Genomic DNA, 14,121 nt, shown 5'->3' on the forward strand with positions numbered 1-14,121 from the left:
GAGCCGGGTCAGTGCCCCATGCCCATGCCGCCGTCGACGGGAATCACAGCGCCCGACACGTACGCGGAGTCCTCCGAGGCGAGGAAGCTGACCACCGCGGCCACGTCCTCGGGCTTGCCGAGTCGCTGCAGCGGGATGAACTTCTTCGCCGTGTCGCGAAGATCCTCGGAGAGGTCGGCGGTCATGTCCGTCTCGATGAAGCCGGGCGCGACGACATTGGCCGTGATCGATCGCGAGCCGAGCTCGCGGGTGACCGAACGGGCCAGGCCGATCACGCCGGCCTTCGAGGACGCGTAGTTGATCTGCCCCGCCTGACCCGCGAGACCGACGACGGAGCCGAGGAAGATCATCCGGCCCCACCGGCCCCGCAGCATCGCCCGGTTCGCACGCTTGGCGCACCGGAACGCACCGGTCAGGTTGGCGTCGATGACGTTGGTGAACTGCTCCTCGGTCATCCGCATCAGCAGGGTGTCGTCGGTGATGCCTGCGTTCGCAACCAGCACCTCGACCGGACCCTGGTGCTCCTCGACCTCGGTGAACGCCCGGTCCACCGATTCCGCGTCGGTGACGTCGCACTGCACGCCGAACAGTCCGTCCGGCGCACCGGAACCGCGGTGGGTGACCGCCACCTTGTGACCGTCCGCGGCGAGACGCTGGGCCACCGCGAGGCCGATGCCCCGGTTGCCTCCGGTCACGAGCACGGAGCGGGACGGGGTGGACGCGTTCGACATTCGATAAACCTATCTGTTGGGTGTCAGGGTCTTCGTCTTGCGGGTCTGTGGCGTTACGGCGATCGGCCGGCAGCACATTGTGACAGCAGCGTGAGCGTCACGGCAGGCGTTGGCGCAGAACCAGAGCCGCGCCCAGGCCCGCCGCCGTGGCGAGCACGCCGAGCACCAGCCAGATCCGGCTCGCATCTCCGCGGGTGATCTCGAACCCGATCTGCTCCTCGAGGGTGTCGTAGACCTTGTTCAGTTCCTCGAGGCTCGACGCGGTGAAGAAGGTGCCGCCGGAGAGGTTGGCGATCTCCCGCAGGGAGGGATCGTCGACCGGCACCGCGATGCGCTCGTCGCCGATGTCGACTGTGCCGTACGAGGTCCCGAACGAGATCGTGGAGATCGGCACTCCCTGTTCCTTCGCCTGCCGGGCCGCCGTGTAGGCGCCGCGACGGTCGTCGGGACTGTCCGGCACCGTCTGCTTGCCGTCGGAGAGCAGCACGATCCGCGCCGGCGGTACCTGGTCGCCGCCGCCGAGGATCGCACCGAGGGTCTCGATGGACTGCAGCGACGTGAAGATGGCCTCACCCGTCGCGGTGCGCTCGGCGAGGGTCAGGTGGTCGATCGCCGCCTTGGTCTCCTCGCGGTTGACCGTCGGTGACACCAGCACCGAGGCGGTGCCCGCGAACGCCACCAGTCCGAGGTTGATGCCGGGGGTGAGTCCGTCCGCGAACTGTTTCGCGGCCTCCTGGGCGGCGGCGAGCCGGGTCGGTGCGACATCGGTCGACTTCATCGACAGCGACACGTCGATCACGAGCATCACGGTGGCCCGGTTCCGCGGCACCCGCTTGTCGGTGGTTGGCCCGGCGAGCGCGACGGTCAGCAACATGAGTCCGACGAGGACGAGCGCCGTCGGGAGGTGCCGCAGCCGCCCGGGCCGCGCCGGCGCGACCTTCTCCAGCATCTCCAGGTTGGAGAACCGCAGCAGGTTCCGGTGGCGGCGGCGCTGGGCGAGCACGTACCCGGCCGCCAGCGCGGCGACCACGAGGAGGAACGCCAGCCACCACGGCGACGCGAACTGGGTCGGGCTCACCGGCGCGGCACTCGATTCACCCGGGAACCATAACTGTGCCTGCGGGCGGCGACGAAGCGGACGATGTCCGCGATCCAGTCCCGGTCGGTCCGCAGTCCCAGGACCGGCGCCCCGCAGCGCCGCAGCGTCTGCTCGACCGTCTCGCGGTGCGCCTGCGCGGCCGCGGCGAAGTCGGCGCGCAACTGCGGGGTGGTGGTGAACTCGCGGGTGCGGCCGGTCTCGGGATCGTGCAACACCACCTCGCCGAGGTCGGGCAGTTCCAGATCCCGCGGGTCGAGCACCTCGATTCCGAGCAGGTCGTGCCGACCGGACACGGCGCGCAGGGAGTGTTCCCAGTCCAACGGGCCGAGGAAGTCGCTGATGACGACCGCGAGGCCCCGCCTGCGCTGCGGCCGGCGCAACGCCTCGATCGCGCCCTTGAGGTCACCCCGGACACCGTCGGGGGCGTGCGGGGTGGTCGCGATCGTGCGCAGCATCGCCTGCGCGTGCAGGCGGCCGCCGCGGGCCGGGATCCGGACGCTGTGGTGTCCGGTCGCGACGATCGCGCCGATCCGGTTGCCGCCACCGCTGGTCAGGTGGGCCACCGCCGCGGCGGCGGCGACCGCCAGGTCCCGCTTCTCCGCACCGGTGGTGCCGAAGTCGAGGCTCGCGGACAGGTCGACGACCAGCCAGGTCTCGAGTTCGCGGTCGGCGACGGACTGCCGCACGTGCGGGTGGGTGGTGCGGGCGGTGACGGACCAGTCCATCTGCCGGACGTCGTCGCCGGGCTGGTACATCCGCGCGTCCCCGGGCTCGGTGCCCGGCCCGGGGATCAGGCCGAGGTGCTCACCGTGCAACACCCCGTCGAGCCGCCGTCGCACGGTCAGTTCGAGCGTGCGCAGCGCCGCCGCCAGCTCGGGGTCCCGCAGTTGACCGGAACGCAGCGACGGCAGCGACGACCCGGTCGGGGTCGCCCCGGCGGAGCCGGGAGTGGTCACCGCGGTGCGCCCCCGACCGGCGCCGCCGGAGTGGCCGTGGGTTGCGGAACGGGCGCGGGCGCGACGGGCTGCGCGGCGACCTGCGGCAACCCGACGGTCTGCAGCACCCGGGTGATCACGTCGTCGGGGCTGACCTCGTCGGCGAGGGCGTCGTAGGACAGCACGAGACGGTGCCGCAGCACGTCCGGGACCACGTCGAGGATGTCCTGCGGGACCACGTAGTCGCGGCCGCGCAGCATGGCCAGCGCGCGCGCTGCGGAGATGATGCCGAGGGTCGCGCGGGGCGAGGCGCCGTAGGAGATCCAGCCGGCGACATCGGTGAGCCCGAAGGCGTCCGGGGTGCGGGTCGCGGCGATGAGCCGGACCACGTAGTCGACGAGCGCGTGGTGCACGAACACCCCACCGGCCGTCTTCTGCAGCCGGATCAGGTCGTCGGGGCCGAGCACCTGGCGCGGCTCGGGCGCGGCGACCCCCATCCGGTAGACGATCTCGCGCTCCTCCTCGATCGACGGGTAGTCGACGAGCACCTTGAACAGGAAGCGGTCCCGCTGGGCCTCCGGCAGCGGGTAGACGCCCTCGTTCTCGATCGGGTTCTGGGTGGCCATCACGAGGAACGGTTCGGGCATCGGGAAGGTCTTGCCGCCGATGGTGACATGCCGCTCGGCCATGACCTCCAGCAGCGCGGACTGCACCTTGGCCGGGGCCCGGTTGATCTCGTCGGCGAGCAGGAAGTTCGCCACGACGGGACCGAGTTCGATGTCGAACTGTTCGCGGCCCTGCCGGTAGATCCGGGTGCCGACGAGGTCGGTGGGCACCAGGTCGGGGGTGAACTGGACCCGGGAGAAGGAGCCGCCGACGACCGTCGCGAACGTCTCGACGGCCAGGGTCTTGGCGACGCCGGGCACACCCTCGAGCAGCACGTGTCCCTTGGCGAGCAGGCCGACCAGAATCCGTTCGACGAGCCGGTCCTGGCCGACGATCACGCGCTTGACCTCGTAGATCACCTTCTCGAGCAGTTGCGCGTCGGACTGCACGCCGGACGCGGTGCCCGCGCCCGCCGCGGCCCCGCCGTTGGCGTTCGCGGTGCCGCCGTCGGCCTTCGCGGTGCTGCCGCCGGCCGTCCCGGTGTCGCCGCTGCTCGCCGTGCCGCCGTCCGCGCCCTGTGACGTCACCAAGAATCCACCGCTTTCCACTCCCCCGAATCCGGCGGTGTGCGCCGGGTCAGGACACCATCCGGACCACGTACGGGGTCATGCCGTCCCAGCGCAGGGGCGAGATCTTCACGAACGATCCCGACTGCGGAGCTTCGAGCATCTCCCCGTTGCCAAGGTACAGCGCGACGTGCTGGCTGGCATTGGGCCCGTAGAAGACCATGTCGCCGCGTTTCATCTGCGAGGTGGGCACCTGTTCGCCCGCGGTGTACTGGTAGCCGGTGTAGTGCGGCAACGAGATCCCGATGCCGGCGAACGCGTAGATCATCAGGCCGGAGCAGTCGAACCCGACCTTGTTGAAGTCGCCGTAGCTGTCGGCGACACCGCCGTCGCGGATGCCGAGCGTCGGCCCGTTCTCGTCGCCGCCACCCCACGCGTAGGGGACGCCGAGCTGGGACATCGCCCGGTCGATGGCGGTCTCGACTGCTGCGCTGCCGCTGATCGACGGCTTCGGCTTCGACGGCTTCGGTGTCGTCGGCTTCGTCGTCGGCTTCGGCTTCGCGGTCGTCGTCGGCGTGGAGTCGGTGTCCGAGTCCGAGGTCCCCGAATCCGTATCGGTGGACTCCGACGTCTCCGAGTCCGTGTCGGTGTCCGTGGACTCCGAGGTGTCCGTGTCGGTGCCGTCCGGCTCCGTGGCATCGGGATCGTCCGGCACGCTCCACGACGGGAGTTCGGTGGGATCGTCCTCGATCTGGGTGTGACTGCGCTGCCCCTCGGCCAGTGCGCGGGCGCGGTCACGCGCCGCCTGGTCGGCGGCGACGCGGGCGGCCGCCTGGGCCGACGCCTCCCGCGCGGCCTGCGCTGCCGCCGCGGCTGCGGCCTGCTCGGCCGCGCGCTGGGTGTCCCAGTTGACGAACGCCTGCCGTTGGCTCTGCAGACCGGCGACGTTGTCGCGGGCCGCGGCGAGCTGCGCCTCGGCGGACGCCTTCTGCGCCTCGACGGCCGCCTTCTTACCCGCCTGCTCGGCCAGCGCTGCCCGCGCGACGGCGATCGAGTTCTCCGCGTCGGCCTTGCGTGACTCGGCCGCCGAGGCGGCGTCGTCGGCTCGCTGCTTCGCCTCCCGGGCCGCCGAGTTCTTGTTGGCCTCGGCGGTGCGGGCGCGCTGCAGTGCGTCCAGCACGGCGTTCTTGTTGGTCGCGAGCACGCGCATCAGCTGCGCGCGATCGAGAACGTCGCCGGGACCCTGGGATCCGATGAACGACGCGAACGACGCGACGCCGGTGCCCTGCCGATAGGTGTTGGCGGCGAACTCGTCGAACCGGAGCTGCGCTGCGTCGATCTGTGCGCCCGCGTCCTTCAGCGCCTGGAGCGTCGCACCGACGGCGCCGGCGGCAGCACTCGCCGCGTCCCGCGCGTTCTGCAGGTCGACGAGCGCCCGGTTGACGTCCTCGCGCTTGATCGCGACCGCGTCGTCGAGTGCGCGGAGTTGCTGGTCGGCACTGGCGACCTCGTTGATGAGGGCGCCGACCTGGCCGACGCGTGCCGCCACGTCCGTGTCCGCCTGCTGCAACTGACCGTCGCTGGGGTTCGGTGGCGGCGGCGGCACCGCGCCCGCGACGCCCGGGTTGGTCGCAACCAGGGAGAGTGCGATGCCGAATCCGACGAGTACCCGCGCGCCGCGAGATCGCCTGCGCGAGAATCCGCGGCGGTGGGTGCCGCTCGGTGCCCTTCGCCTCACAGTTGTCTCCCTCGGTCCGCGACAGTCCCGGGAAGACGCGTGCCGAAGGCGACCACAGGACTGCTCACCCGTGGACTCCGGCGTGCAGGGGCCACTCTCGTGGCAACCCTGCCCACAGCGACACTTCTTCCCCAAAAGCGTCAATGGCACCGTACGACACTTCGCGCACTGACGAAACTTCAGTCACAAACGACACATGCGTAATTACACCGTACAAATGCCGCATGTAGTGGAGGGAATCGCCCGTAGCGTGAAACAGATTTACCGCGTGACGTTTTCGCCGATCGGCCCGGCGTGCCGAGCCGATTGCAGCTCGGCGCGAGTCGAGTCAGGACACCCGGCCCACGGACCGGAAATCCGGGCGGCCGCTCAGGAGTCCGCGCGGCCTGCGCCGAGGCGACGGGTGCGGAGCATCCAGGTCGCGGCCGCACCACCGCCGACGACGAGCACGAGTGCGATCGTGATCAACCCGTACGGCGCGTCCGGCTGGATCACCGTGTCCAGGAACTGGTTCGCCGAGTCCACCGCGTTGCCCGTGTAGGCGCGGTCCTGAGCGTCCTCGACACTCACCCGGGGCAACGAATCGCTGTAGGTCCCCACCCAGCTCGGGCTCAGCACCAGCACCGTGCCGCCGTCATGGACACCGACCTCGGTGGCGATGTCCCGCAACTGCGAGTCCCGCCCGGGGTTCTCGGCGAGCACGACGACCCGCAGGTTCAGGCCGTGCTCCTGCGCCCGTGCCACGACGGCTTGCAGTCCGGCCACGTCGCCGGAGGGCGCGGAAACGCCGTCGTCCGCCAGGTCCGCGAGGACGGTGTCGATGTCGACGCCCGGCGGAATGTCGGCGGGCGCCGGGAGGAACGCGATGGTGTGAGCGGCAGGCATCTCTCGTCCGGTGCATCAGGGGAATGGGCGGTGGCGTGGTCGGTGACCGCCCCGCACCTTACGGGACCGCGACGCGACAACCCGGCGATGTCGCTCCCGCGTTGCGATCGCGGTCGCGACGGACAAGGATCTCTGGTGTGCGACCCGCAGGCCATGCGGATGCCGCAGATTTCACAGGACAAGCGTACTGTTAGAATCACCGCGAGGTTATTCGGCGCGACCTACCGGGTCGGTCTCGACCAAGTCGACCACATGGCAGCTTCCCGTCATGACACCTGACTGGTCGCCGCGAAAGCCTCGCTTGCCGTCGGCACAGCCCCGTCGACGGCGAACCTCAAAGACGAGTGGAGCTGACGTGAGCACCAGTATTGATTCGTTCGGCGCCAAGGGAACGCTGGAGGTCGGAGAGAACTCGTACGAGATCTTCCGCCTGAACGCCGTGCCCGGCACCGAGAAGCTGCCCTATGCACTGAAGGTTCTGGCGGAGAACCTGCTGCGCACCGAGGACGGTGCGAACATCACCGCCGACCACATCCGCGCGATCGCGAACTGGGATCCCTCGGCCGAGCCGAGCGTCGAGATCCAGTTCACCCCGGCCCGCGTCATCATGCAGGACTTCACCGGCGTCCCCTGCGTCGTCGACCTCGCCACCATGCGTGAGGCCGTCGCCACCCTCGGCGGCGACCCGAACAAGGTGAACCCCCTCTCGCCCGCCGACATGGTCATCGACCACTCGGTCATCCTCGACGTGTTCGGCCGCGCCGACGCCCTCGAGCGCAACGTCGACCTCGAGTACCAGCGCAACGGCGAGCGCTACCAGTTCCTGCGCTGGGGCCAGGGCGCGTTCGACGACTTCAAGGTCGTCCCCCCGGGCATGGGCATCGTCCACCAGGTCAACATCGAGTACCTGGCGCCCACCGTCATGACCCGCAACGGTCAGGCCTACCCCGACACCTGCGTCGGCACCGACTCGCACACCACGATGGTCAACGGCCTGGGCGTGCTCGGCTGGGGCGTCGGCGGCATCGAGGCCGAGGCCGCGATGCTCGGCCAGCCGGTCTCCATGCTGATCCCGCGCGTCGTCGGCTTCAAGCTGACCGGTGAGATCCAGCCCGGCGTGACCGCCACCGACGTCGTGCTCACCGTCACCGACATGCTCCGCAAGCACGGCGTCGTCGGCAAGTTCGTCGAGTTCTACGGCGCCGGCGTCGCCGAGGTTCCGCTCGCGAACCGCGCCACCCTCGGCAACATGAGCCCCGAATTCGGTTCCACCGCAGCGATCTTCCCGATCGACGGCGAGACCATCAACTACCTGCGCCTGACCGGCCGCAGCGACGAGCAGCTCGCGCTCGTCGAGGCGTACGCCAAGGAGCAGGGCATGTGGCACGACGCCGCGAACGAGCCCGCCTACTCCGAGTACCTCGAGCTGGACCTCGGCACCGTCGTGCCGTCGATCGCCGGCCCGAAGCGCCCGCAGGACCGCATCCTGCTGTCGGACTCGAAGGCCGCGTTCCGTCGCGACATCGCGACCTACGTGACCAACGGCGCCGACGCCGCGCACTCCGCCCTGGACGAGGCCGTCGAGGAGTCCTTCCCGGCGTCCGATCCGGTCGAGACGTCGACCGCCAACGACGAGGCCACCGTTCCGTCGGCCGCCAACGGTTCGCACGGTCGCCCGAGCAAGCCGGTGAAGATCAAGTCCGAGCGTGGCGAGTTCGTCCTCGACCACGGCGCGGTCGCGGTCGCGGGCATCACGTCCTGCACCAACACGTCGAACCCGTCGGTGATGATCGGTGCCGCACTGCTCGCCCGCAACGCGGTCGAGAAGGGCCTGGCCACCAAGCCGTGGGTCAAGACCAACATGGCGCCCGGCTCGCAGGTCGTCGCCGACTACTACGAGAAGGCCGGCCTGTGGCCGTACCTGGAGAAGCTCGGCTTCTACCTGGGCGGTTTCGGCTGCACCACCTGCATCGGCAACACCGGCCCGCTTCCGGAGGAGATCTCCAAGGCGATCAACGAGAACGACCTGTCGGTCACCGCGGTGCTCTCCGGTAACCGCAACTTCGAGGGTCGCATCTCCCCCGACGTGAAGATGAACTACCTGGCGTCCCCGCCGCTCGTCATCGCGTACGCGCTGGCCGGCACCATGGACTTCGACTTCGAGGTCGACGCCCTCGGTCAGGACCAGGACGGCAACGACGTCTTCCTCAAGGACATCTGGCCGTCCGCGCAGGAGATCGACGACACCATCAAGTCGGCGATCAGCCAGGACATGTTCCGCAAGTCCTACGCCTCCGTCTTCGCGGGCGACGAGCGCTGGCAGAACCTGGCCACCCCGGAGGGCGACACCTTCGCATGGGACGAGAAGTCGACCTACGTCCGCAAGGCGCCGTACTTCGACGGCATGACGATGGAGACCACCCCGGTCACCGACATCTCGGGTGCGCGCGTGCTCGCCCTGCTCGGCGACTCGGTCACCACCGACCACATCAGCCCGGCCGGCCCGATCAAGCCCGGCACCCCGGCCGCCCAGTACCTGGACGCCAACGGTGTCGAGCGCAAGGACTACAACTCGCTCGGTTCGCGTCGTGGCAACCACGAGGTGATGATCCGCGGCACGTTCGCGAACATCCGCCTGCGCAACCAGCTCCTCGACGACGTCTCGGGCGGCTACACCCGCGACTTCACCCTCGAGGGTGGCCCGCAGTCGTTCATCTACGACGCCTCGCAGAACTACCAGAAGGCCGGCATCCCGCTCGTCGTCCTCGGCGGCAAGGAGTACGGCTCCGGTTCCTCGCGTGACTGGGCCGCCAAGGGCACCAGCCTGCTCGGCGTCAAGGCCGTCATCGTCGAGTCGTTCGAGCGCATCCACCGCTCGAACCTGATCGGCATGGGCGTTGTGCCGCTGCAGTTCCCGGCCGGCCAGTCGGCCGCGTCGCTGGGCCTCGACGGCACCGAGGTCTTCGACATCGCCGGCATCACGAAGCTCAACGAAGGCGTCACCCCGAAGACGGTCAAGGTCACCGCGACCAAGGGCGACGGCAGCAAGGTCGAGTTCGACGCGGTCGTCCGCATCGACACCCCCGGTGAGGCGGATTACTACCGCAACGGCGGCATCCTGCAGTACGTGCTGCGCAACATGATCCGGGGCTGATCAGTCTCGGTCGTGTGACCTGCGTAGTGCGCTGACGGCGGGCTCGGGACCTCGCGTCTCGGGCCCGCCGTCCCCCTTTTGTACGAAAGGATGTCGGCTGTGCCGAAGGTCAGTGAGGACCATCTGGCCGCACGTCGGAGGCAGATCCTCGACGGTGCGCGCCGCTGCTTCGCCGAGTACGGCTACGAGGGTGCGACCGTCCGCCGCCTCGAGGACGCCACAGGGCTGTCCCGGGGTGCGATCTTCCACCATTTCAAGGACAAGGACGGCCTGTTCCTCGCGCTGGCACAGCAGGACGCGACCCGGATGGCGGACGTGGCCGCCGAGGAGGGTCTGGTGCAGGTGATGCGGGACATGCTCGCGAAGCCGGAGGAGTTCGACTGGCTCGCCACGCGGGTGGAGATCTCCCGGCGTCTGCGCACGGATCCCGAGTTCGCCCGGGAATGGAGCGAAGGCGGCGTCGAGCTCACCGAGGCCACCGTCGGGCGACTACAGCGGCAGAAGGAGGCCGGCCGGCTTCGAGAGGACCTGCCGACCGACGTCCTCGTCGGCTATCTCGACCTGGTCCTCGACGGGCTGATCGCCCGGATCGCCTCCGGCCACGGCGGCGAAAACCTTTCCGCCGTCCTCGATCTCGTCGAGGAGTCGGTGCGGCGGCAGGACTGATCGCAATCGACTCGGCCACCGGCACCACGCAGAGTGACGGGGATCACAACGGTGGGTGCACCGGCATGTAGTTGAAAGCGTTACTTTCGCGACCGTGACCTCACCCACCGGACAATCCGCCGCCGCATCGCTTCCGTCCCTGTCGAGGCGAGCCGTTCTACGGGCGGCCGTCGGCGCCGGTGCGCTCGGTACCGCCTCGCTCGCGCGACCTGGCACGACCGCCGCGGCAGCCGAGCCGGAAACCGCGATCGTGGTCGGAACCGGCTTCGGCGGAGCGGTCGCCGCGCTACGTCTGGGCGAGGCGGGCATCAGGACCACGGTGTTCGAGCGGGGACGCCACTGGCCGATCCGCCCCGACGGCAACACCTTTGCCACCTTCACCAGCCCGGACGGCCGAGCGGCGTGGTTCAGCGACACGGTCGGCGTCACCGCCTCGGTCGGCATCCCGGTGGGCCGCTATCCCGGGCTCCTCGACCGGGTGAAGGGCAACGGGATCGACTCGGTGTACGGCGCCGGGGTGGGCGGCGGCTCGCTGGCGTTCGGCGCCTTCTCCGCGATCCCCCGCAAGCAGGACTTCGAGCAGGTCTTCCCCGGCGGCGCCGGTTTCGCCGAACTGGCAGCCACCTACTACCCGCGCGCGAAGGCGATGCTCGGCGCCTCGCCGTTGCCTGCGGACATCATGGCCCATCCGCGCTACATCGGCACCCGGTCCTGGCAGGCGACCGCGCGTCGATACGGCAGGGAAGCAGTCGCCTTCGACTACGCCATCGACTGGGACATCGTGCGCGCCGAGCTCGAGGGACGAGCGGTCGCCTCGGTCACCAACGGCGAGCTCGGGTTCGGGGTCAACAGCGGCGCGAAGAACTCCCTCGACCGGAACTACCTACCCGCCGCCGAACGGACCGGCAATGTCACCATCAACGCCATGCACGAGGTGGTCGAGATCCGCCCGCGCGCACGGCGCCGCGGTTTCGAGGTGACCGCCCGCGTCATCGACGACCAGCAGCGCACAGTCCGCACCGTCACCGCCGAGGCCGACTACCTGTTCATGGCGGCCGGTTCCTTCCACACCACCCGGATGCTCGTCGAGGCCCGCGCCAAGGGCACCCTCCCGAACCTGTCGTCGCGCATCGGCGAGGGCTTCGGCGCGAACGGGGACTTCCTCACCGCCCGCACCGCCCTGTCCGACGACTACGGGGACATCCAGGGCGGTCCCGGATTCGGACGCCTCTACGAGGACGACCTGCCCGGCGGTCCGGCGTCGATCGTCTACCACTCGACCCCGCTGCCCTCGCCGCTCGGACGAGCCGTAACCACCAACCTGATCCAGGTGCACAGCGACGAGCGGGGCACCATCGACTTCGACCACGCGACCGGCGCCGCGGTCCTCAACTACCCCCATCCGGAGGGCAACGCGCTCGACCGCCGCGGGGCCGCATTCGCCGAGCACTTCCGCGAGCGCGCCGAGATCCGGCACGGGCGCCCGCTGAGCGGCATACCGATCTACTCCCGGGCGGTCGGATTCGGCTCGGCGAGCACGTATCACGGACTCGGTGGCGTGGTGATGAACCATGCGGCAACCATGGACGGCGCGATCCTCGGCTACGACAACCTCTACGTCGTCGACGGAGCCTTCGCCCCCGGCGCAGTGGGTCTGGTCAATCCCTCACTCACAATCACCGCACTCGCCGAACGCACGCTGGCCAGGTTCCTGGCGCGACGCTGACAATCCCGTTGCGCGGCAGGCCCTCCCCACGGCGGACCTGCCGCGTACTGCGTTCAGGTCCCGTGCACGGCCCGGCGTCGGTTCGGACCGCCGCGCCCGCGAAGTTCGACACCGGCTTCGGTGAGCAGTGTCCGGATGAATCCGTAGGACCGACCGGTCGCCTCGGCCAGAGATCGGATGCTGGCGCCCCCGAGATACCGGTCGCGCAGTTCGGTCTGCATCGCATCCCGCGCACCGCCCGATATCCGTACCCCTTTGCGCACCGCGTCGAACTCTGCCATCACCGATCCTCCGGAGTGTGATGCACATCACTTTCCGGACTTCAGGCTAGTACAGATCGGTCCCCCGGCGGGGTGCCGGCGCCGCCGGCGTCACGGCTCAGGCCAGCTGGATCAGGTCCAGGTAGTCCTGCGACCAGTGGTCCTCGGTGCCGTCGGGCAGCAGGATGACCCGCTCCGGGTTCAGCGCCTCCGCGGCACCCGGGTCGTGGGTGACCAGGACGACGGCGCCGGTGTAGCTGCGCAGCGCGTCGAGGACCTGTTCACGCGAGACCGGGTCGAGGTTGTTGGTGGGCTCGTCGAGGAGCAGCACGTTCGCCGCCGACGACACGAGCCCGGCCAGGGCCAGTCGCGTCTTCTCACCACCGGACAGGGTGCCTGCCGGCTGTTCGAGCTGCGGGCCGGTGAACATGAACGCACCGAGCAGACCCCGCAGGTCCTGCTCCCCCGCGTCGGGTGCGGCGTGCCGGATGTTCTCCCACACGGACGCCTCGTCGTCGAGGGTGTCGTGCTCCTGCGCGAAGTACCCGGTCTTCAGTCCGTGCCCGGGCACCAACTCACCGAGATCCGGCTTCTCCACGCCCGCAAGCAGTTTCAGCAGGGTGGTCTTGCCGGCACCGTTCAGGCCGAGGATGACGACCCGGCTGCCGCGGTCGATCGCGAGGTCGACGCCGGTGAAGATCTCCAGCGACCCGTACACCTTGGTCAGTTCCTTCGCCATCAGCGGCGTCTTGCCGCACGGCGCGGGCTCCGGGAACCGGATGTGCGCGACCTTGTCCGCGACCCGGACGTCGTCGAGTTCGGCGATCAGCTTGTCGGCGCGCTTGGCCATGTTCTGCGCGGCCGTCGCCTTGGTGGCCTTGGCGCCGAGCTTGGCGGCCTGCTGCCGCAGCGCGGACGCCTTCTTCTCCGCGTTCGCACGTTCGCGGCGGCGGCGCTGCTCGTCGGTGGCGCGGGCGTCGAGGTACTTCTTCCAGCCCATGTTGTAGATGTCGGCCTCGCCGCGCACCGCGTCGAGGAACCACACCTTGTTGACGACGTCGTTCAGCAGGTCCACGTCGTGGCTGATCACGATCAGGCCGCCGTCGTGGTTCTGCAGGAAGCCGCGCAGCCAGGTGATGGAGTCCGCGTCGAGGTGGTTCGTCGGCTCGTCGAGCAACAGGGTGGTGTTGGACTTGCCGCCGGACGAGTCGGAGGCCGCGAACAGGATCCGGGCCAGCTCGACGCGGCGACGCTGACCACCGGAGAGGGTGCGCAGCGGCTGCGCAAGCACGCGGTCGGGCAGGCCGAGGCTGCTGCAGATCCGCGCCGCCTCCGACTCTGCCTCGTACCCGCCGAGGGCGGCGAAGCGATCCTCGAGTGAGCCGTACTTGCGGACGGCCTTGTCGCGGGCGTCGTCGTCGACGGCCTCCGCCATGATCGCCTGCTGCTTCTCCATGCTGCGGATGATCTCGTCGAGACCCCGCGCCGACAGCACCCGATCCTTCGCGAGCACGTCGAGGTTGCCCTCCTTGGGGTCCTGCGGCAGGTAGCCGAGGTCACCACTGCGGACGACGGTGCCCGCGTAGGGCTCGCCCTCACCGGCGAGGATGCGCAGCGTGGTGGTCTTGCCGGCGCCGTTGCGGCCGACGAGACCGATGCGGTCACCGGCCTGCACACGCAGGGCGGATCCGGGTGCTGAGAGGAGGGTTCGCACACCGGCACGAACTTCGAGGTCGGTGGCGGTAATCACGACGA

Annotated in this window: 11 protein-coding genes; 3 read left to right on the forward strand and 8 right to left on the reverse strand. The window is 69.7% G+C overall.

Translation table 11 applies throughout. From position 1 onward, the window contains the following. Positions 1 to 8: 8 nt before the first annotated feature. The 6 genes from fabG1 to ACWDU4_RS10200 all read right to left on the reverse strand — a co-directional run bounded on the left by fabG1 (position 9) and on the right by ACWDU4_RS10200 (position 6,560). Positions 9 to 731 carry a 3-oxoacyl-ACP reductase FabG1 gene (fabG1, locus tag ACWDU4_RS10175; RefSeq protein WP_450113769.1) on the reverse strand — a complete coding sequence of 241 codons (723 nt, stop codon included), beginning with the start codon at positions 729 to 731 and terminating at the stop codon, positions 9 to 11. Positions 732 to 828: 97 nt separating this feature from the next. After that, positions 829 to 1,809, reverse strand: coding sequence for a VWA domain-containing protein (locus tag ACWDU4_RS10180; protein ID WP_450113770.1), 981 nt, complete (start codon positions 1,807 to 1,809; stop codon positions 829 to 831). Continuing rightward, positions 1,806 to 2,786: a DUF58 domain-containing protein gene (locus ACWDU4_RS10185; protein ID WP_450113771.1), complete on the reverse strand. Its 981-nt coding sequence runs from the start codon at positions 2,784 to 2,786 to the stop codon at positions 1,806 to 1,808. The genes ACWDU4_RS10180 and ACWDU4_RS10185 overlap by 4 nt, the downstream gene beginning before the upstream one ends. Continuing rightward, the gene (locus ACWDU4_RS10190; RefSeq protein ID WP_450113772.1) at positions 2,783 to 3,958 is read right to left on the reverse strand and encodes an AAA family ATPase; all 1,176 of its coding nucleotides are present in this window, start codon (positions 3,956 to 3,958) and stop codon (positions 2,783 to 2,785) included. Before ACWDU4_RS10190 ends, ACWDU4_RS10185 begins: the two co-directional genes overlap by 4 nt. A 49-nt stretch (positions 3,959 to 4,007) precedes the next feature. Next, on the reverse strand, positions 4,008 to 5,675 hold the full coding sequence (locus ACWDU4_RS10195; protein ID WP_450113773.1) for an NlpC/P60 family protein: 1,668 nt from the start codon (positions 5,673 to 5,675) through the stop codon (positions 4,008 to 4,010). Between the two features lie 369 nt (positions 5,676 to 6,044). Continuing rightward, entirely contained in the window at positions 6,045 to 6,560 is a 516-nt protein-coding gene (locus ACWDU4_RS10200; RefSeq protein ID WP_450113774.1) for an Rv1476 family membrane protein, read from the reverse strand. Positions 6,561 to 6,915: 355 nt separating this feature from the next. Between ACWDU4_RS10200 and acnA the strand changes: the two genes are divergently transcribed. The 3 genes from acnA (at position 6,916) to ACWDU4_RS10215 (ending at position 12,106) form a co-directional block, all read left to right on the forward strand. Beyond that, entirely contained in the window at positions 6,916 to 9,714 is a 2,799-nt protein-coding gene (gene acnA, locus ACWDU4_RS10205; RefSeq protein WP_450113775.1) for an aconitate hydratase AcnA, read from the forward strand. A gap of 99 nt (positions 9,715 to 9,813) precedes the next feature. Further along, positions 9,814 to 10,380 (forward strand): TetR/AcrR family transcriptional regulator, encoded by a 567-nt coding sequence (locus tag ACWDU4_RS10210; RefSeq protein ID WP_450113776.1) that lies wholly within the window; start codon positions 9,814 to 9,816, stop codon positions 10,378 to 10,380. 94 nt (positions 10,381 to 10,474) lie between these two features. Then, positions 10,475 to 12,106 carry an NAD(P)-binding protein gene (locus tag ACWDU4_RS10215; protein WP_450113777.1) on the forward strand — a complete coding sequence of 544 codons (1,632 nt, stop codon included), beginning with the start codon at positions 10,475 to 10,477 and terminating at the stop codon, positions 12,104 to 12,106. A gap of 53 nt (positions 12,107 to 12,159) precedes the next feature. On the opposite strand, the gene ACWDU4_RS10220 is transcribed toward ACWDU4_RS10215, so the two are convergent. Together ACWDU4_RS10220 and ACWDU4_RS10225 are read right to left on the reverse strand one after the other, a co-directional pair. Further along, the gene (locus tag ACWDU4_RS10220) at positions 12,160 to 12,387 is read right to left on the reverse strand and encodes a helix-turn-helix domain-containing protein (RefSeq protein WP_450113778.1); all 228 of its coding nucleotides are present in this window, start codon (positions 12,385 to 12,387) and stop codon (positions 12,160 to 12,162) included. Positions 12,388 to 12,484: 97 nt separating this feature from the next. Continuing rightward, on the reverse strand, positions 12,485 to 14,116 hold the full coding sequence (locus ACWDU4_RS10225; protein ID WP_450113779.1) for an ABC-F family ATP-binding cassette domain-containing protein: 1,632 nt from the start codon (positions 14,114 to 14,116) through the stop codon (positions 12,485 to 12,487). Positions 14,117 to 14,121: the final 5 nt, after the last annotated feature.

The organism is Rhodococcus sp. NPDC003348 (assembly GCF_053589375.1).